21 protein-coding genes and 1 other annotated feature are annotated in these 20,148 nt (G+C 40.4%); of the genes, 3 read left to right on the top strand and 18 right to left on the bottom strand.

Features of this window, described 5'->3' with window-relative positions; genetic code table 11:
• Positions 1-169 precede the first annotated feature (169 nt).
• On the bottom strand, positions 170-1,531 hold the full coding sequence (locus ACIQXH_RS12300; protein ID WP_402867885.1) for a sodium-dependent transporter: 1,362 nt from the start codon (positions 1,529-1,531) through the stop codon (positions 170-172).
• 81 nt (positions 1,532-1,612) lie between these two features.
• Positions 1,613-1,834 (bottom strand) — a binding site (T-box leader).
• Positions 1,835-2,136: 302 nt separating this feature from the next.
• Between ACIQXH_RS12300 and ACIQXH_RS12295 the strand changes: the two genes are divergently transcribed.
• Positions 2,137-2,304 (top strand): hypothetical protein, encoded by a 168-nt coding sequence (locus tag ACIQXH_RS12295; RefSeq protein ID WP_402955962.1) that lies wholly within the window; start codon positions 2,137-2,139, stop codon positions 2,302-2,304.
• Between the two features lie 136 nt (positions 2,305-2,440).
• Here ACIQXH_RS12295 and cspC read toward each other — a convergent pair whose 3' ends face one another.
• Positions 2,441-2,641, bottom strand: a complete 201-nt coding sequence (cspC, locus tag ACIQXH_RS12290; protein WP_010331195.1) for a cold shock protein CspC — start codon at positions 2,639-2,641, stop codon at positions 2,441-2,443.
• A 322-nt stretch (positions 2,642-2,963) separates the two neighbouring features.
• On the opposite strand from cspC, the gene ACIQXH_RS12285 reads away from it, so the two are divergent.
• A complete protein-coding gene (locus tag ACIQXH_RS12285; RefSeq protein WP_402867884.1) occupies positions 2,964-3,224 on the top strand; it encodes a hypothetical protein in 261 nt (86 codons plus the stop codon).
• A 56-nt stretch (positions 3,225-3,280) separates the two neighbouring features.
• Here the strand turns inward: ACIQXH_RS12285 and ACIQXH_RS12280 are convergent, their stop codons facing one another.
• From ACIQXH_RS12280 to ACIQXH_RS12270, 3 genes are all read right to left on the bottom strand, one after another.
• Positions 3,281-3,853, bottom strand: coding sequence for a YdcF family protein (locus ACIQXH_RS12280; RefSeq protein ID WP_403123688.1), 573 nt, complete (start codon positions 3,851-3,853; stop codon positions 3,281-3,283).
• A gap of 126 nt (positions 3,854-3,979) precedes the next feature.
• Positions 3,980-4,768 carry a serine hydrolase gene (locus ACIQXH_RS12275; RefSeq protein WP_402867882.1) on the bottom strand — a complete coding sequence of 263 codons (789 nt, stop codon included), beginning with the start codon at positions 4,766-4,768 and terminating at the stop codon, positions 3,980-3,982.
• Between the two features lie 204 nt (positions 4,769-4,972).
• On the bottom strand, positions 4,973-5,140 hold the full coding sequence (locus ACIQXH_RS12270; protein ID WP_402867881.1) for a DUF2292 domain-containing protein: 168 nt from the start codon (positions 5,138-5,140) through the stop codon (positions 4,973-4,975).
• Between the two features lie 467 nt (positions 5,141-5,607).
• Between ACIQXH_RS12270 and ACIQXH_RS12265 the strand changes: the two genes are divergently transcribed.
• Positions 5,608-6,996: an amino acid permease gene (locus ACIQXH_RS12265; RefSeq protein ID WP_402867880.1), complete on the top strand. Its 1,389-nt coding sequence runs from the start codon at positions 5,608-5,610 to the stop codon at positions 6,994-6,996.
• A gap of 41 nt (positions 6,997-7,037) precedes the next feature.
• Here the strand turns inward: ACIQXH_RS12265 and ACIQXH_RS12260 are convergent, their stop codons facing one another.
• The 13 genes from ACIQXH_RS12260 to kynU form a co-directional block, all read right to left on the bottom strand.
• The gene (locus ACIQXH_RS12260; RefSeq protein ID WP_403123686.1) at positions 7,038-8,015 is read right to left on the bottom strand and encodes an aldose 1-epimerase; all 978 of its coding nucleotides are present in this window, start codon (positions 8,013-8,015) and stop codon (positions 7,038-7,040) included.
• Positions 8,016-8,182: 167 nt separating this feature from the next.
• On the bottom strand, positions 8,183-8,482 hold the full coding sequence (locus ACIQXH_RS12255; RefSeq protein ID WP_402867878.1) for a YxcD family protein: 300 nt from the start codon (positions 8,480-8,482) through the stop codon (positions 8,183-8,185).
• Positions 8,470-8,928 (bottom strand): hypothetical protein, encoded by a 459-nt coding sequence (locus ACIQXH_RS12250; protein WP_402956042.1) that lies wholly within the window; start codon positions 8,926-8,928, stop codon positions 8,470-8,472. The genes ACIQXH_RS12255 and ACIQXH_RS12250 overlap by 13 nt, the downstream gene beginning before the upstream one ends.
• 211 nt (positions 8,929-9,139) lie before the next feature.
• Complete coding sequence (locus ACIQXH_RS12245; protein ID WP_402868549.1) at positions 9,140-10,498, bottom strand: C40 family peptidase; 1,359 nt, start codon at positions 10,496-10,498, stop codon at positions 9,140-9,142.
• 523 nt (positions 10,499-11,021) lie between these two features.
• A complete protein-coding gene (locus ACIQXH_RS12240; RefSeq protein WP_402867877.1) occupies positions 11,022-12,086 on the bottom strand; it encodes a sulfate/molybdate ABC transporter ATP-binding protein in 1,065 nt (354 codons plus the stop codon).
• A gap of 11 nt (positions 12,087-12,097) precedes the next feature.
• Complete coding sequence (gene cysW / locus ACIQXH_RS12235; protein WP_402868547.1) at positions 12,098-12,937, bottom strand: sulfate ABC transporter permease subunit CysW; 840 nt, start codon at positions 12,935-12,937, stop codon at positions 12,098-12,100.
• A 57-nt stretch (positions 12,938-12,994) separates the two neighbouring features.
• On the bottom strand, positions 12,995-13,834 hold the full coding sequence (gene cysT / locus ACIQXH_RS12230) for a sulfate ABC transporter permease subunit CysT (protein WP_402867876.1): 840 nt from the start codon (positions 13,832-13,834) through the stop codon (positions 12,995-12,997).
• Between the two features lie 73 nt (positions 13,835-13,907).
• The gene (locus tag ACIQXH_RS12225) at positions 13,908-14,942 is read right to left on the bottom strand and encodes a sulfate ABC transporter substrate-binding protein (RefSeq protein WP_402867875.1); all 1,035 of its coding nucleotides are present in this window, start codon (positions 14,940-14,942) and stop codon (positions 13,908-13,910) included.
• A gap of 353 nt (positions 14,943-15,295) precedes the next feature.
• Entirely contained in the window at positions 15,296-15,949 is a 654-nt protein-coding gene (gene nadD, locus ACIQXH_RS12220; RefSeq protein WP_402867874.1) for a nicotinate (nicotinamide) nucleotide adenylyltransferase, read from the bottom strand.
• Between the two features lie 16 nt (positions 15,950-15,965).
• Positions 15,966-16,592, bottom strand: coding sequence for an arylformamidase (gene kynB, locus ACIQXH_RS12215; RefSeq protein ID WP_402867873.1), 627 nt, complete (start codon positions 16,590-16,592; stop codon positions 15,966-15,968).
• A gap of 23 nt (positions 16,593-16,615) precedes the next feature.
• A complete protein-coding gene (gene kynA, locus ACIQXH_RS12210) occupies positions 16,616-17,461 on the bottom strand; it encodes a tryptophan 2,3-dioxygenase (protein ID WP_402867872.1) in 846 nt (281 codons plus the stop codon).
• Positions 17,462-17,477: 16 nt separating this feature from the next.
• Positions 17,478-18,827 (bottom strand): amino acid permease, encoded by a 1,350-nt coding sequence (locus ACIQXH_RS12205; protein WP_403123682.1) that lies wholly within the window; start codon positions 18,825-18,827, stop codon positions 17,478-17,480.
• A 14-nt stretch (positions 18,828-18,841) separates the two neighbouring features.
• On the bottom strand, positions 18,842-20,128 hold the full coding sequence (gene kynU, locus ACIQXH_RS12200) for a kynureninase (protein WP_403123678.1): 1,287 nt from the start codon (positions 20,126-20,128) through the stop codon (positions 18,842-18,844).
• Between the last annotated feature and the right edge of the window lie 20 nt (positions 20,129-20,148).

Genomic DNA, 20,148 nt, shown 5'->3' with positions numbered 1-20,148 from the left:
TAGCTATAATAACAAAAATTTATTGCCTATAAATAAATTTTAAACATCAAGCTTAATAGCCACGTGCTAAGATGCACGTGGCTATTATTTTATACGTAAAATACTACCTTAATCATTTACGCAAATCCATTTACTGTCCAATAGGTGGCTTTCTATAACCTCAATCCCATTAGAAGAGCCCCACTACCCTATCAAGTATCCCAGTAACATCAAGGAACACGATGATAATAACCAGAGGAATGATGAACCTCATGATAAAGAACCATATATTGAATGCTTGGGCGCCTAAGCGAGAATGCTGTAATAGTTCCTCTCTCAACGTGCTTTTCTTGATTTTATATGATACGAAGATCGAGATTAATAGCACGCCTAGTGGCATTAATATGTTGCTGACTAAATAATCGGCTGAATCAAACAAGTTTTTCGAGAAGATTAAGATATCGGAAAAAGTACTATAGGATAAGGCAGAGGGAATGCCTACTGCAAAGATTAAGATTCCAATGATATAGGCATACTTGGTTCTCTTCTCCTCTTTTCCCTTAACGATGGCTGCCACGATGATTTCCAACATGGAAAAGGCCGAAGTTAATGTGGCAAATAAGAATAACGCCAAGAAGCCCAATAAGAAAACTTCTCCAAATACGATTTGGTCAAACACCGCAGGCAATACAACGAACAGTAAACCCGGCCCTTCAGCTGGCTCTAATCCTAGTGAAAATACAGCTGGGAAAATGGCCAATCCTGCTAATAAGGCAATCAATAAATTCATCGCGACGATGGATATGGCTGGTTGGATTAAGCTTTCCTTTTTTGAAAGGTATGAACTATAAGTCACCATGACCGACACTCCAACACTTAAGGAGAAGAAAGCCTGGCCCATCGCAAACAGGACACTTTGAGAAGTCATGCTAGAAAAATCAGGTGCTAGAAAGAATTTGACACCTTCCAGAGCGTTATCTAATGTAAGTGAGCGAATGATCAAAACAATAAAAAGCAGAAATAAAGCAGGCATCAATATTTTACTCACTTTTTCGATCCCATTTTGAATTCCTTTCGCTACAACCAAAACGGTAAAGGCTAGGAAGATAAATTGAGCTGCAAGGACCAACAACGGATTGCCGATTGTCCCGTTAAAGACAGAGCCATAATCTGCACCCTCACTAATTATTCCACCAAACAGACCTTTGCCGAAATAGATGACAATCCATCCACCAATTACGCTATAGAAAGATAGTAGAAGAAAACAGGTGAATACCCCTAATCTTCCAATCCAATGCCAGTTGCTGTTGGGAGCTAAACTACGATATGCACTGATGGCTTCCTTTTGTGTGCTCCTGCCTATGATAAATTCCGCCAATAATAAGGGAAAACCCATAAACAAAGAAAATAAAATAAAAAGAAGAAAGAATGCCCCTCCCCCACTCATCCCCGTAACATATGGGAGCTTCCATATGGCACCTACCCCTATCGCTGATCCTGCTGCGGATAAAATAAAACCAATCTTCGATGACCATTGCTCTGTTGTTTGCATGCTAACCCTTCCTTATCCCTTTTTATTATGGTTCCCTAAAAACAAATCAAAGACAAAAAAAGCCACGTCTCTATCTGTAACGATAGGGACGTGGCTTCACGCGGTACCACCCTAATTGGAAACAATACTGTTTCCCACTTGTTAAAATAACGGTTTAACCCGTTTTATACCACTTTCTCTTTTGCAGTATAAAAAAAGCTCCAAGAATGAAATTCACCTAATCTTTGTATCAGTTTTCACCAACCACTGATTCTCTATATAACAGGGAGACCGGCTTAATGGGTTTCTTTTCGTCGCTCGCTCGATATGTTAATTAACAAGATTATAGTACGATAATTCTTACAGGTCAATCATTATTTAAATATTTAGACTATACAAGAGGGATTCTTCTCACATCTCATTCCCTTCATCATCGTGGCGAAGATCTATTATTACAGCATAATTATATGAGTTTTGGAAGAATGAATTACTTCGAATAAAATAATAAAGTTCTTCATAATCTACATGAATATAAGGATTCTTTCCATTAATGGCCCCTTTGGAATATCTTGGACACATTTTTTATCGTGAAATATGTTATACTATTAGTAAAGAGGGTGCATAAATTGAAAAGTAATAAATACAATAGTGGCGAAACTGTAACGATCCTTGAAACTGATGAATTAGTTACAATTAGTAAATGGGCATATGTAAAAAACATGAAAAGATATTCTTATACAGTCAAAGAACATCCAACAACATTCTTCTTTGAAGAAGAACTGGAGAAAGCATAAGCTTTCACTTTTTTTGTATGCAATGATTTCCTTACTCTTCGATGGAGTAAGGTTTTTTTTATGTATAAACGGCGACGACAAAGAACAGACTCCCCTAGGGGAGTCTGTTCATATAGGTTACGATTTAGTTTTAAAATTAAGCTTTTTGAACGTTAGCTGCTTGAGCTCCACGAGCACCTTGCTCAACGTCAAAAGTTACTTTTTGACCTTCGTCTAAAGATTTGAAACCTTCGCTTTGGATAGCTGAGAAATGTACGAATACGTCGTCTCCGTTTTCACGTTCGATAAATCCAAAACCTTTTTCTGCATTAAACCATTTAACTGTACCTTGTTCCATTTTTGTTGCCTCCTAGTGCATAACACACATTGTATTACTATTTTTGATTTTTCAAGAAGATACTAATACCTTTTTTCATTACCAAAAACAATTCTTTATTAGAATAACACGAAACGATAAAAATAGCAACTACGCTGCAGATAAATTAAATTTGTTATTTCATAAAAGGCCACTAGCAAATAATTATAAAGAGATTGCCCGCTCTTTTTATTTTCATAAATTTTCCAATTATATGATTTAGATTTTTAATTAGGGGTATATCAGAGTATAAGAAACCGTTCTTTTACTTTCGTACAGATTAAACAACATAGGAGGTTTATTAATGAAATATTATAAGGTCTCGAATAGAGGATTCGATAGTAAGGTCATTGCCGCCAGTAGCGATTATGAAGCGCTTGGCTTTTATTTAATGGAAATCGATGATCAACTTGGTTTTGTTGATGATATAGATATAGAAGAAGTCGATGCTGAAGAAAAAGTTGAGGTTTCCTATATTGGATACCCTGTTTATAAGACGATTGAACAAATCTATCAAGAGAATGAGTTCTGGGAGGTGCCTAATATAGTAGTGGAAGTCGAGTGAATTTGAAATGCCCGCCTTTTCACGAGGGGGCATTTCATAAAGATTGGATGAACGTCTCAAAACAGTTGGGTCAAATAGTACTTTGTTATGGCCAAGTATTCACGGATATATGATTTCACTAAAGCGATTCGCGGCGTCTTTGCAGGAACCCCTGTCACTTTCAATCCTTCTCTTTCAGCCATTTTCACGGCTCGATAAAGATGAAAATCATTCGACACAATCAATCCAATCGATGAAGGATCCGGAATGAACTCTTTCGAGAAAGCAATATTTTCACTGGTTGATGTAGATTCGTCCTCCATGATGATTCTTCCTTCTTCAATTCCCTGGTTGATAAGCCCTTGTTTCATTGCCTCAGCTTCTGAAATGTCTTCTCCTGGACCTCTGCCACCAGAGACGATGGCCACCGTACTTCCATTCAATTTTAAATAGTCTGCTGCCCTATCAATCCGGTATTGTAATGATAAAGATGGAACATTCCCTTTTACTCTTGCTCCTAAAACGATAAGATATCCCGCATCTTCAGGGATTGGCTGATGGCTGCTTTCCATGATCTTCATATGTAAGATTCCAAAGTATACGAGCAGCACGACCATACCCATACCGCCAAGCTTTAACCACTTTTTCATAGTACCGCTCCGTTTCTTTTTCGCTTACCATTTTCCCTTTTTGTTCCAAACTGCATTACAAAAGTGGAGCAATCAATGAAATTATTAATCTGACAAAAAGGTGAAATTAAAAGTGTAATAGAAGTTTTAAGCTTCCCCCATCATGTCTTCGTAAATCCACTTTCCTATTAGACTAATGACTTGACGGCTTTCTTCCTCGGTTTTCATGTTCTCAGTCAGGACTGCCGCGTAGACGGTTTGTTTGTCTGAACGGATGATCGCACAATCATGGGCGACACCACGAATCCCCCCCGTTTTACTTGCCACTTTCACACCCTTACCCATTTGTGACGGAAGCTTATCCCTTAACTGTTGATTATCCATTATACGCAATATTTTTTCCTGGTTCTCTTTCTTTAAAAAGTCTCCAGTATATATCGCCTTTAGACAGGTAATGGTATCCGCTGCGGAAATGGTATTATCCCGGCCTTCTTTCAATGCTTTAAAATCCTGCATTTTCCGTTGAAGAATAGTCTGTTTAAGTCCAAGATCCTTTATACACTGATTAATTTCATCTTGGCCAAGCAAGGTCATCATCATATTGGTGGACGTGTTATCGGACACTGTAATCATCAATGACAAAAGATCTTCAACCGTTAAAAAGACTTTATTCGACAGAACATGCAGAACCCCTGATCCACCCGTCACTTCTTCAGGCGGGATCGTCACCGGCTGATTCAAATAAATCTTCTTTTCTTCGCTCTGACGATATCCTTCAATAATCATCGGAATTTTAATCAAACTGGCTGATTGGAAAGATTCATCCTCATGATATGCGATGGATTCCCCATCACTATTTTCAATTTTATAAGCAATGCGTCCATCAAATGATCCCACTGCATCCAAAATCTTGTGTTCAATGGTTTGTAAAGACATGGTTAACCCTTCCCTTCTAACGATTCATTAATTATGTAACACCTTACTAATTCTACCATGTAAAAACATCACTATCTTCTATATATGCTTTATTGATTTATTTTCAAGATAGAATGTAAAAAGGCATTAAAATTCCCAAACAAAAAAGAGCATTCGATGAGAAAGCTCCTTTTCAGGTACATTCATTTCAGGTACATTATAATCTTATCTTGCTTTCATCGGTCTTCCTTTCACTATTGGAAACCGCTTCTTTTCGGTGGTGTCTACCTGGGTGATTTCCCCATCATGCACGGTTATGATAACTGACCCATATTGCAGTTCTTCCAAGCTGGAAATGATATGTTTGATTTTTAACTCCTCTTTTTTTTCCATAGTGGCCCCCTTGAATAATGTTTATGAAGAAAACCCATGATAAAGGAACGATCTACCTCTAACGCTTTCTGTACTAGCGGTCAAATCATTCCATCCTTCTCTTCTTTTCCAAAAGATAAAGGCACCTTTTATCTATTATTAGATGGAAAGGTGCCTTTAGTTGACTAATCGGCATTATGAGAGTTGCTTGTCATTATGGCTGGTAATCGAACATACTAAGGAAAAGACGATGGCTTAATACACGCTAAACTATACTTTATTATCCTTACCTATAAACTTGGTATTATTACTATAATCCGTCTTTCATTATTTGTCAATGACGTTTTATAATATTCCGACTAATTCGTATATTTTATTCTGCCTATTTAGCACTTTACCAAACTAAACTATTTACGATATACTATTTTAAAATAAGTTTTTCGTTGAACATTACAATCATTGTCCTATAGAAAGGTTCGATTATAAATATGAAAAATAATAAATGGGGATTGCTGATCCTAACCACATTTGTAGTTGGTAATATGGTGGGCGGCGGTATCTTCATGCTTCCCGCCCAATTGGCGCAAGTATCCAGTCCGTTGGGAGCCACGATGGCGTGGGTTGTCACGGGCTTGGGAGTATTTTTAATAGCACTCGTTTTCGGTAACTTGGCTGTGAGAAAACCAGATTTGAAAGCCGGACCACAAAGTTATGCACAATCATTATTTAAATCACCTGTAAAAGGCAGATTTGCTGGATATAGCATGGCCTGGGGTTATTGGGCGGCTAACTGGGCGGCAACGGCCTCCGTCATCATATCATTCGCAGGTTATTTATCGACGTTTTTCCCAGTCATGCACAGTACGAAAGTGCTCTATACAGCAGGATCATTTGACCTTGAACTTGGTAAGGCACTAACATTTGGTGTTTGTAGCTTGGCACTTTGGGGCATACACTTCATTTTAGTCAGAAGTTTTAATGGTGCTGGTAAACTTAACCTTGTGGCAACAGTCACAAAAGTGATTGGCTTCTTATTTTTCATCATCGTTACTATTTTCATCTTTGATTCTTCTAACCTGGGAGACGGCGCTAAATTTTATAACGAAGAGGGTACATCATTTTCCTTAGGTTCCCAAATTAACAATGCAGCGATTTCTACCTTATGGGCATTCATCGGCATCGAGGCAGCTGTTATGCTTTCAAACCGTGCGAAATCACAGAATGATGTCAAAAAGGCGACGATCATTGGCTTGCTTATCGCTGTTGCCATTTATATAGGGATTACCATCTTGACGATGGGTGCTTTATCGCAAGAGGAATTGAGGGCATCTCAGAAACCACTAGTCGATGCATTACAGACTGTGGCCGGTTCCAGCGGCACATATCTTATGGGAGCACTAGCTGTCATTTGCTTATTAGGTTCAACGATAGGTTGGGTCGTCGTTGCATCGGAAGTTCCTTATCAAGCAGCGAAATCGGATATATTCCCAGCTTACTTTGCAAAGGCAAATAAAAATGGAACGCCGGTACGCTCCATGACGATAACGAATTTAATGACGCAGCTGTTCTTGTTTTCCACTATTTCAGGAACCATCTTAGTCGCATACAAATTTTCCATGATCGTTGCAACTCTTGCTTATTTGGTCCCTTATCTCGTATCAACTTTGTATCAATTAAAGTTAGTTTTGACTGGAGAAACGTACGATATCATGAAGGGATCCAGGAATCGCGACGGCATCATCACCTTCCTGGCATTGATATACTCCATATGGGTCATCAAGACAGGCACAGCCGACATGGAAACGTTCATGTTAGGTATCTATTTATATGTTCTAGGCTTTGTTCTATACCCGCTTTGGATGCGGAAGAGAGCTTAACAGAAAACGCCCTGGCATTAATTAATATGCCAGGGCGTTTTCTATATTTCATCCAGAATTATTTTTGTATCCAGATGTATGGATTCTCCTGGTTGCAACTCCTGCAAACCCGTTACTTCCACTGGTAATTTCAGATTGGGGGCATTCGTGATCCATGTGTAAGGCTCGGGACACAAGAACCCGTCCTCATTGAACACTACCCAATATTTAAAACGGCGATCCGCTTGATAACGCACTTGTATACCAGCTTTCGGATCGGTTAAAATAGCTTCATTTGTTCGGTTTTTTTCCTCATCATAGCTAAAAATGTCATCATATTCCCGTCCCTCTCCTATTATCCTCCTTTGAATTTCATCCTTATTTGGCAACGTGGTGTATCTTCCAGTCGGCAATGACCTTCCTTTCAGCTCCCACTGTTTATTTACGGGCAAGGAAATCTCGCAATCCGAATAGTCATTTCTTGATATAAACGGAAAATTGAAGATCGTATGATACCCTGCACCCCACGGAAATGACTCGCGACCGATATTGTGAATGTTCATTTGGATATCCAGTCTCTCTTCCTTTACTATATACGTCATGATCACTTTGAACTCATGAGGAAAATGCGGATACATGGAAGGAAAATCACTGCTCATAAATTCCGTAACGATTACGACTCCCTCCTTGCCTGCCTCTCTTTTTAGGACCTTCCAAGGCTTATCATGCAAAAAACCATGAATGTGATTATGTTTCTCCCATTCATTTACCGGAAATGTATAGGTTGTTTCCTTATATGTAAAGGTCCCATCTTCTATGCGGTTAGGTGGGAACAGGATTGGCATGCCGTATAGGATCGGCACTTTTTTGTAGTCATCCAACGACTTTGGAGTCCTCAATATATCTACATCTTTTTTCTTGGATTTTAGCGATAGTAGATTACTTCCCAAAGATGGAACGATCATTGCTTCAATGATTTCATTGCCAAAGATTATAGCCTCTTCATTTAAAAACATCTGGTCTTTTATATAGGATTCCATCTTCTTTCCTCCTCTTAGATTCCATATACTTACACTCATCCTACTAGTCTAGTACCCTTTTGACAACTGGCGCTCACCACTTTTCCATAATCTGATTCTTTCCAATATAACTTGGCCTCTAAAATAGATAAAAAAAGGATGCTCCCCTAGGAACATCCTTTTTTTGCTTAGTTATTGCTTTCGCTTATTAAGGCGACTATGCCTTCTTCGTCATCCAAGACAAGCTCAATGCCTGAATATGGGTCGATATTTAAGTATTCATCCAGCCATAATCGAAGCGCTTCGATCAAGTTGATCGTGATCAATACTTGCTTCCTGCCATCAACGAACGTTTCAGCTGAGAAGCCATAATCATCATCATACATCAATTCAACTTCCACTTCATTGGGCTCGACCTGCTTTTTACGAGCAATGTATACACATACTGCATTAATGATATCTTGTTCGGAAATTCTTAGCCTCTCCATGGGTTTGGATCCTCTTTTTTCTTCTTATCTTGGAAGTAAACGAAAATCTTGCGGATAATGACCACGATGGCAACGATCGCAATAACGTTGACTAATAGTCCAAGAATGGAACCAAGAGCTCCCATATTGGCAAATAGGCTACCAAAAAGTAAACCTGCAAGCCCTCCAAGCATGATTCCTTTCATTAAGCCGCCCTTAGTAAATGAGTTGCCGCTTTTTGTATCGGTTTTCGCTTTGTTTGTATTTGCATCGGATTTATTCGTTTGTTTATTTTGGAAATTCGAGTTGTTATTCGTATTGTTATTCGAGTTATTATTGTTGAAACTTCTTTTCCCGGATTTATAACCCCTTGCATCGGCGGATTGTGAATGGTCTTGGAATACATACGCACCAACTGGCGAGAAAGCTAATGTGATAGTTAGTAAAGCAGCCATAATTTTTTTCATCATGTGTTTTTTGCCTCCATTTTTTAGTAGTAGGAATGTTGTTTCATTAAATGTCAGTAAGTTTACAAGTTAAATCCACATCACCTATCCTTATTTCATCTTAATAGTATTTACGATATTAATCAAAATAAGTTTCACTTTTTTTATTTTTATCCGTAATTTTTATAAAAAAATGGGCAGGGTGATCATCACCCTGCCCATTAAGACACTATTATTTCACCCGAACTACACGGCCATTGAATTTGCTTGCCCAATATCCGCTGCTCATGTTAGCAACAGCCACTCCTGTCGAACTTTGAGAGCCAATGAACTTGCCTCCTCCAACGTAAATACCAACGTGTCCATCAGTTTTATACGTGTTGAAGAATACTAAATCTCCCGGTTGCATCTGGCTTTTTGAAACTTGCTTTCCTGCACCTGTCAAGGCACCAGTGCTTGGTGGTAGATTAACACCTGCTTGTTTGTAAGCCCATGCAACAAATGCTGAACAATCGAATCGGCCGTTTGCAATATCGGATGCTGTTCTTCCGCCACCGAAAACATATGTTGAATTACCGATGTATTTATAACCTGCTGTGATTGCAGACCCTACGTTAGCTGTACTTGGCGCTACTGTAGTCTTGCTTTCACTCTTTGGAGTTGTTGAAACATTACTTTTTGGTGAACTTTTTGATGAACTTGATGAAGATTCATTTTTAGAAGAACTAGTAGAAGGCGCTACATTGCTATCTACATGATCATCTACATGGTTAGTAGAAGATTTCTGAACCTCTTCCGCCACACGGTTTAGTTCGGCCTTTTCAGCCGCTTTACGTTCTTCTTCTTTTTTAATGTTTTCACGAATCGTTGCTAATTTGCCCGCTAAATCTGCATCTTCATTTTGTAGTGCCTTTTTAAGAGCTTCTGTTTCAGACTGTTTCTTTTCAAGTTTAGATTTCATTTTTACACTAGCTGCTTTTTGTTCCTTAATTTGAGATTTCATACCTTTTAGGTCAACTTGCATCTCTTTAAGGCTTTGTAATTTCTTCTCTACTTCTTCATGTTTTGCTTCTAGCTCAGCTTTATCCGCTTCTTGCTGAGTAAGAATCTCCTGATCTGCTTCAACGATAGCCGCAACTGCTCCTACACGGTCAACAAGATCACGGAAACTAGTAGATCCTAAAACTACTTCAAGGTAATTAACGTCACCGCCGCTCTCTTGGAAAGAAAGGGCACGCTCCTTTAGGATTTCTTCGCGTTTTGCAATTCTTTCCTCTAAAGCAGTAATTTCTTTTTTCAATGAATCAATATCTTTTTCCGTTTCAGTTACTTCTATATTGGTTTTCTTGATTTTTTTATCGTTTTCTTCCATTGCATTAACGATTTCTTTAATCCGGGAATCCATTTTCGCTTGCTCTTTCTGTAAGTCCTGAATGACTTTTTCAGCATCTGAAATATCGGATTGAATTCCGGCACGTTGTGATTGAATATCTGAAACAGATTCCGCATTGACCATCGGTGCGGCAAAAATGCTTCCTAAACCGAGCATAATAGTGGTATTTAATACGATTAACTTTTTCTTCAAACTCATTTCCCCTACTTTCTTCCCTAGCAATTCAATTGACCCACTTCTTTCTATCTAAGAAAATAGCAATCAAATTGAACCACAGGAATCTCTTCTCTATTTTTTAAAAGCATTATGTACTTTTCTAGGATTGATTTCATATTACATAAAATACAGAATTTCTTTGAGCTCATTACCTAATACGTAGTATATCACCGCTTTTTGTCAAATACGTAATAGCAATATTACATTTATATTTCATTTTTAACATTAAACATATTTTTTCGACATTCAGACGAGATATATAGACCAATATTTGACAAGTTCCTTCTAGTAAAACGACAAACTCCCACATGATAATCTATCCAATTATTAGTATAGAAGAACCACAACTTATGATAGTCAATAGGTTTGGTGTTGTCAAAAAAAGGCACTTATTACTTTTTAAAAAGAATATGGCCCGAAACCTTGATTCGGTTCCGGACCATATTTTTTACATTTTTTCTCTTTCATAAAGGGAGTTCTTATTAGTATGATTCCCTTACATTTTTCAGATTCCGGCCATATAGTCAACAAAAACTTTCAACTCTTTTGGACGAACAAACACAATATCTCCCTTTTTTAAAGAAAGCTGATTAAATTGGTCTTTTGTAAGTTCGATTTCGAGCGGTTCCTGAATGTCCTGACGAATCACTTCAATACGGACAATCGGTCCGATTGCATGAATATGATCGATGACGGATTCAATAGAATCGACATTGGATGGTCCTTTTTCGATAATGAAGTTATGAGATCTTACATATCCTGTGCTATCTCCGTCCTCACTATCCGGTACGTGAATTTCCACATTCCCGGTTGCAAGCTTTCCTTGATGGACCTTTCCCTTGAATAGGTTAACACTGCCGAGAAAGTCATAAACAAATGGATTCTTTGGATGTTCGTATACTTCATCTGGTGTTCCAATCTGTTCGATTTTCCCCTCATTCATGATGACGACCCGATCGGCGACATCCATCGCTTCTTCCTGATCATGTGTTACAAAGACACTCGTGACATTGAACTCGTCATGCAGCTTTCTTAACCAACGCCTAAGTTCTTTACGGACTTTGGCGTCCAGTGCCCCAAATGGTTCATCGAGCAACAAAATATTTGGCTCTACGGCCAGTGCCCTGGCTAAAGCCACGCGCTGACGCTGGCCCCCGGATAATTGAGAGGGATAGCGATCTTTATATCCTTCCAGTTTAACCAGTTGGAGCAGTTCCGTAACTTTTTCTTCAATTGCTTTTTTGCTAGGTCTTGTTTTTCTGGGCCGTACCTTTAAACCGTATGCAACATTATCAAAAATGGTCATGTTTCGGAAAAGGGCATAATGCTGGAAGACAAAACCGACGTTCCTATCCTTCACGTGCTTGTTTGTGTAATCCTCTTCATTAAATAATATATGTCCGTTTTCTGACTGTTCAAGACCAGCTATGATGCGGAGCAACGAAGTTTTCCCCGAACCCGAGGGACCCAGTAACGCAACAAGCTCCCCACTTTTTATTTCTAGATTGATATCTTGTAGGGCCTGAAACGACCCATAATATTTTGTAACGTTTTCGATGATGATGCTCATTGTACATCCCCCTACCTAGCTTTTGTAGATTTCAGGTCCGTTTTCCATTCTATTAGACTCTTTAAAACCAACGTTATAATTGCAAAAATGGACATTAACGATGCCACGGCGAATGCCGCTGAAAATTGATATTCATTGTATAGGATTTCAATATGAAGTGGCATCGTGTTCGTCATGCCGCGTATATGGCCTGATACAACCGATACGGCTCCAAATTCCCCGATCGTCCTCGCATTGCACAAAATGATTCCGTATAATAAGCCCCATTTAATATTGGGCAACGTTACATACCAAAAAGTCTTGAACCCGCCAGCACCAAGGGTAAGGGAGGCTTCTTCTTCAGAGGTTCCCTGGCTTTGCATAAGTGGAATCAATTCCCGTGCTATAAAAGGGAAGGTAATGAATAGGGAAGCAATGACAATGCCCGGTATGGAAAATATCACTTTTATATCGTACGCCTGCAAAAATGGACCAAGCGCTCCATTCAGACCAAATAATAGGACGAATATCAAACCGGCAATGACCGGTGACACGGAAAATGGAAGATCGATCAACGTAACTAAAAAGTTCTTCCCTTTAAATTCATATTTTGTAATCGTCCATGCCGCCACTACCCCGAATATGGCATTCAAAGGTAAAGTGATCAGGACAACGATCAACGTTAATTTAATGGCAGCCAAAGAATCTGGGTGAGCAATCGCCGCAACATACGCTTCCGCTCCCTTTTCAAAGGCTTTTACAAAGATAGCAATCAACGGAACGACCAAAAAAAGCGTCAAGAATAGCAATACAATGGAAATAAGGGTCCATTGGATAAGTTTTGGCTCCTTCGTAGCGTTTCTTGTTAAGATGACTGGTTTATTTGGCTCTGTAGCCACAGGATGATGATTGGCCAACACGGTCCCCTCCTATTTTGCGGAATATCTTCTACTAGTCCACCATTGCAAGATATTAATGGTGAGCAAAATCAGAAATGTAATGACAAGCATAACCGTCGCCACGGCGGTTGCCCCTTGGTAATCATACTGTTCAAGCTTCGTCATGATGATAAGAGGGGAAATTTCTGTCTTAAAAGGCATATTGCCGGCAATGAACACGACGGATCCGTATTCGCCAAGTGCCCTCGCAAATGATAGGGCAAACCCCGTCAAGATTGCGGGAATCAATTCAGGAAAAATAATTTTAATAAATGTCTGCATTCGGTTTGCCCCTAGTGAAGCAGATGCTTCTTCCATCCCCTTTTCTATATTTTCAAGCACGGGTTGAACCATTCGTACAACGAAGGGAAGACCAATAAAAATGAGGGCAATGATAATCCCGATAGGGGTAAAGGCAATCTTGAATCCAAAAAACTGTCCAATCCACCCGTTCGGTGAGTATAAAGTGGTTAACGTAATGCCGGCAACTGCCGTTGGAAGGGCAAAAGGCAAGTCGACCAGGCCATCGATGATCCGTTTCCCTGGAAACTCATAACGTGTCAGAACCCAGGCAATTAAAACGCCAAAAACTGCGTTCACAAATGCCGCAGTTAAAGCCGTCAGAAAACTTAATCTATAGGAGGCAACAACTCTTGGTTCAGTGATGGTCTCCCAAAAATCCTTCATTCCCATTGAAAATGTATTTAAAAAAACCATGGATAGGGGAATCAAGACGATGATGGATAAATACAGTAATGTCAATCCCATCGCCAACCCAAAACCAGGTATCGTCCTTTTTCTCTTGCGCTTGACTTCAGTCACAATATTCATGGTATCTCCCCAGCTCTTTCTACTTAATTAGTGAAGGAGAAGAAGAATCAAACATTCCTCTTCCCCTCTACACTTATTTTGGTTGATATATTTCGTCGAATGTACCACCATCATTGAAATGGGTCTTCTGGGCTTCATTCCAGCCGCCGAACTTCTCATCAACCGTTACCATGTCAATGTCGGCAAACTGTTCTTTATGGTTTGCCAGAACCTTTTCATCCCTTGGTCGATAGAAGTTCTTAGCCGCAATTTCTTGCCCCTCATCCGTATACAAATACTCTAGATATGCTTCCGCCACTTCCTTCGTTCCCTTTTTCTCAACCACTTTGTCGACTACCGCCACTGGAGGTTCGGCTAAAATACTTATGGAAGGATTGACGATTTCATATTTATCATCGCCGAATTCCTCAAGCGTTAAATACGCTTCGTTTTCCCAAGCAATTAGTACGTCACCGATTTCTCTTTCCACAAATGTAGTCGTGGCACCCCTAGCACCGGAGTCCAACACTTCCACATTTTGATAAAGTTTTTTCATGAACTCTTTTACTTTCGCTTCATCATCATTGAACTTCTTCTCGGCAAATGCCCATGCGGCCAAATAATTCCACCTTGCCCCCCCGCTTGTTTTTGGGTTTGGAGTAATGACGGAAACATCCTTTTTGATTAAGTCATCCCAATCTTTGATGCCTTTCGGATTATCCTTTTTTACTAGGAATACAATGGTTGACGTGTAAGGTGTTGAATTTTCCGGCAGGCGCGTTTGCCAATCTTTTTCCAAAAGTTTACTGGCTTCATTGATGGCATCGATGTCATAAGCCAATGCAAGCGTCACGACATCCGCTTCCAATCCGTCAATGACCGCTCTTCCTTGCTTACCAGAGCCTCCGTGCGATTGCTGAATCGTAACATCTTGACCTGATTCTTCCTTCCAATGTTTCGCGAATGCTTTATTATATTCTTGGTACAACTCACGGGTCGGGTCATAGGACACGTTCAGTAATTCTACGGATTTAGGCTTTCCTTCTTTTCCTTCAGTCTTTTCGGAACTACAACCAGCTAGCACCCCAAATGCTAAAACCAAACTTGAAAACGCCAATAACCTTTTCATAATCTTTCCCCCTGTTTTTAACTTTCTTTAAACAAAATAGGCATACTACTTCCTCATTTAAAGTTAGGAAATAGTATGCCTTCAGTTTTCTGATCAGCAAATATTCTGTTTTCTTTTTTACGTATCCCTACCTTAAAGCAAAGTATCCCAAGTTGTCAACTGTGTTTTTTGTCTTCCAGACCGTTTTAAGCATTCCCGTTAAGAATGCTCCCTTCCAAAAGCCCTATACTATTACGTTTAGCACCGCTTCAACTTTTTATAATATTCTGATTAAATTTCATTTTCAATCTAAATCACACGAGTTAAATAAAAAAGGAAAGAGCCCACATCACCTAAGTGATTGGGCCCCTTCCTTAAACATTTTGAGTTGTTTTATAGAGTCCATGATCTACAATATACTGATAACAAACATCTGGCAGTAAATATCTTGGCTCTCCGCCCATGCTGAACTCGTCTCTTATATATGTTGAACTGATTTCCATGGAAAGACCTTTATCAATTAGGTGAAATGTATTGCCATTATCATAATTTCTCAGTAAAGGGCTTTTGGAGATGACCTTGAGCATATCTATTCCTTCTCGGGCCATGATAATGAATTTATGATTCGCAATCAATTTTTCTCTGAATTTCCAGCGAAGATGCACCGGTAATTCCTGATTATCCATATCTTGAAGCAAATCGGCCCCCATGATGAAATATACCTCATCCTTCGGATACTGCGCTTTAAAGTACTCCATCGTATACCATGTATACTGTTTGCTGATTCCTGCTCGTTCATATATTTCATAATCACTCACTTCAAATAACGGATTTTCCTTGATGGCGAGACTTAGCATATTCCAGCGGTGCTCATTGCTTGTTTTCATCTGTTTATCAATCCGATTATTGGCACATGGTAAAAAAATGACTTTATCAAGCTTGGCTCGATGCGCAATGGTCGATGCCGTCCATAAGTGTACATTCGTAATAGGATCGAAGGAAGATCCATAAATACCGATTTTGCTCATCCTTATCTCTCCTCACCTAATCCTTTCGTTTCAACACCGCTCTGACCGGACTGCCATCCCCCTTCTCCAAAGCGAGTGGCAGTGCGGCCAAATCATACAGACCCGGTTCTACGCCTTGAAGAACAAGGCCTTCAAGAATGTGAATCCCGCAACTTGCCAGGGCATGGTGAGCAGGTAATTCTTTACTGTCGAGATAATCGACGGAAGGCAAATCCAATCCGAGCAATTTCACCCCTTTTTCAGCTAAGAAGGAGGCTAAGCCCGGTTCGATTGCCGGAATTGCATCAGGGAATTGGCTGAGGTCCTTCCACTTCCCCGTTGCCAGCAATAATCTCTCGATCCCATTCAATTCGATGTCAACTAAAGCTTCTATCCCAATACTTCTATCAACATCGACCTGGACGACAAGTGCTTCCCCGATATATAAATCCAAGTCCAGCTCCAGGATTTTCTTTCCTTCTTCATCAAAATGAAAAGGTGCGTCAATATGTGTACCTAAATGTGTGCTCATGCGAATTTCGCCAACATTTACGGAAGATCCCTTGGCTATCTCAGCATTCAAGCGATAGGAATATGGTGTATCTCCTGGCCAATATGGCGTATTTTCTTTAAGCGGCTGAGAAATATCTTTCCATTTATGCATCGTTACCTCTCCAATCATTCTGTTCACAATTTTGTCCGAAGTGTCCAGAGTTCGGGGAAAAATGGCTGATTCACTACCTTCTTTAAATAGTTCACGCCAGTAGAACCTCCAGTTCCCATTCTCTGTCCTATAATCCGCTCCACCGTGCTCATATGATTGAATCTCCAGAACTGCTGTTGACTGCCGATATCCACCAGTTTTTCAGCCAATTCATATAGATCCCAATATTGATGTACATCCCTGTACACCGCGAGCCAGGCTTTCTCGACACTCTCGTTTTCCACATAAGGTTCTGACCAATCTCTGTTCAACATCGATTCTTCAATAGAAAACCCCCTCGCGGCCAAGGCTCCAATTGCCGCATCGTAAATACTGGGCTTATTCAACTCGGACACCAGGGATTCATAAAGGTCAGGCTGATGACGAAACACGGCCAAGATTGGCTTGTTTTTTTGTCCCATTGCACTTTCAATCATTCGGTTTTGAAAGGATTGGAAGCCCGATGAGTTTCCGAGTTTATCCCGGAACTCCATATAGTCGGATGGGGTCAAGGTCGAGAGCACATTCCATGACTGAACGAGCTGCTGTTGAATTCTCGAAATCCGTGATAGCATCTTGAAGGAAGGTTCCAATCTTCCTTCCGTGATATGCTCCGTAGCCGCAGTCAATTCATGAAGAATCAATTTCATCCATAACTCGCTGGTTTGATGGATAACGATAAACAGCATTTCGTCATGATGACCGGAAAGCAACCTCTGACTCGATAATACTTGGTCCAAATTCAGATAGTCACCGTAGGACATCTCTTTTTCAAAATTCGTTACCATTCCTTCTTCCAAGCGACTTTCTTCGATTGATTCCTTATCCATGCATGCGTCACTCCCTTTATCTTCTTTTTACTCTCATCATCAACATGTATGTGAGCCATAGAAAGATCAACCAAGGAATACCGAACTGCAAAACGATTTTAAAGGGTTCGGTAAACCAGGTTGTTACCGTTAAGGCCAATAGAAAAACCGCTCCAAGTATCGTTAAATAAGGATAACCGTACATTTTGACAGGTAATTTCCGCCCCCCTGTTCTTTCCCAGTTTCGCCTGAAAAACAGATGGGAGATGAACACCATGAACCAAGTGAAAATGGCCCCGAACATCGATATCCCCATCATGAATGCATAAGATGTATCGGGAAGAATGACCTTTATCCCCGCAGCCAGAAAAATACCCAATGTGGAGATGAGCAAGGCGCGGACCGGTACCCCTTTTCGACTCACTTTCATAAAGAAAGGCGGTGCCTGCCTTTGTTCGGATAGTGAAAAGATCATTCTTGTGGAAGCATACAGCTGACTATTCATTGCTGATAAAGCTGCCGTCAAAATGATAAAATTCATGATTCCGGAGGCTCCCGGGATATTTAATATTTCCATGACCTTCACGAATGGGCTCACTTCAACGCCCGCTTCCTGCCATGGAACGATCATCAACATGATGCCGATTGTCAGTACGTAAAAAGTCGACAGCCTGAAAACGGTTGCCTTCAAGGCTCGTGGTACAGCGATATCAGGATCTTTGGCTTCTCCTGCAGTCACTGCAATCATTTCTGTCCCTAAAAAGCTGAAGAGAGAAATGAAAACAGCCACCCATAATCCCCAAAAACCAAAAGGCATGAACCCCCCTGCATTCACATAGTTCTCCATCCCCATTCCCGAGGCTGGTTCGGCACCAATCAAAACATAAGCTCCCAGTAAGATGAAAATGACGATGGCGCTGACTTTAATCAAGGAAAATACATATTCAAAATTCCCGAAAGTATTGACACTGGTTGCATTTACATAGATGAGTAAGGCGGCAAAAAGAAAAATCCACACACTCCCTGGTACATCAGGAAACCAGTATTTCATATAAACAGCGATTGCACTGACTTCGACCCCAATGGCAAGGACATTGGCTATCCAGTAGGAATATCGGACAAGAAAGCCTGCAAGTGGACTGATGTACTTCTCGGCAATCGTCCCAAAGGATCCGGAAGTTGGATAAGCGACCGTTATTTCCGCCAAGCATCCCATTAATAACAAAACAACGAACGCACCGACAGCATAGCTAATCAATACGCTTGGACCGGCTATCGATATCGCTAGACCGCTCCCTAAAAACAAGCCGGTCCCAATCGCACATCCCATTGCGATCATCGTGATTTGATTGGTTGATAACTCTCTTTTCAATTTATTATTTTCCATGTTTATTTTCCAAACTAGGCAATGATTCCCCGTATATTTTCATAACTCTCATATAACTTCCCTTGCATGATTTTTTTTAGTGCCTGGACCGTTTCCCATACTTCCTGATAGGAGGTATAGAGGGAGACAGGTGCAAGCCGGATCATATCCGGTTCGCGGTAATCCGGAATGACGCCCTCATTCTTCAACGCTTTACATATCCGTGCTGCTTCTGGGTGCTCAAGGATAATATGAGCCCCCCTTCGAAAATCATCTCGAGGGTTCCCGAATGAAAACCCATACTCCATAAGTTCAGAGTCAATCAAGTCCATAAAATATTGTGTCAAAAGCAAAGATTTTGTACGAATCTGTTCGATACCCACTTCGGCAAACATTTCAAGCGAACCGACTAGTGGAGCCATACTTAATATATGTGGCGTTCCGATCTGAAAGGCCCCTGCTGAATCAGACTTGGAGAATGAGTGTTTCATGTCGAACTGTTCATCCTTTTTTGACCCGAACCATCCAGTCAACCCTGGCCTTTTATCGAAATGTTTTCGATTGACATATAAGCCTGCAACACTTCCCGGTCCTCCATTCAAATGTTTATAATTACACCAAAATGCAAAGTCGACCTCCCACTCGTCAAATTGGTGTGGAACAGCACCCACTGAATGACACCCATCAAACCCAATGATGATTCCTCTAGTGTGCGCTTCCTTTGTTAATCGTTTCATATCCAAAATCTGTCCGCTGCGGTACAAAACCGTTGGCAACACGACCAAGGCTACTTCCTCTGACATCGCGGCAATGATATCGTCTTCCATAAGAAGTTTACCATCACGGCTTTTCACCTGCACTAAATGTGTTTCCGGATCAAGTCCGTGTAGCAAAAGCTGGCTTTGAAGCGCATAAATATCACTCGGAAACGTCAGCTCATCGGCCAATATCTTGTTCCGTCCTTCCTTCGGTTCAAAGAAAGTTGCCACCAGCTGATGAAGGTTCCCTGTCGTCGAGCCACTCATAATTACTTCATCACCTGACGCCCCCACCAAAGGGGCACTCAACTCTCCCAATCTCTCAGAGAAATAAAACCAAGGGTTATCACCTTCCGTCCATCCCTCGATTCCATATCTCTTCCAGTCTTCCAATGAATTCAAAAGACTTTTTTCCGCCCGCTTCGATAATAGTCCCAATGAATTTCCGTCCATATAGATGGTCCCGGGAGTCAAGTAAAATTCCTTCCGATAAATGGCTAAGGCATCACATTGGTCCAATTTTCCTGCAAACTCTTTCGTTGGCTGAAAATGATATGTATCCATGTTTATTTTCCTCCGTTTCT

The organism is Peribacillus sp. NPDC097225, from assembly GCF_044761955.1.
Lineage (GTDB): Bacteria > Bacillota > Bacilli > Bacillales > DSM-1321 > Peribacillus.
This window is presented reverse-complemented; position numbering and strand designations above follow the sequence as displayed.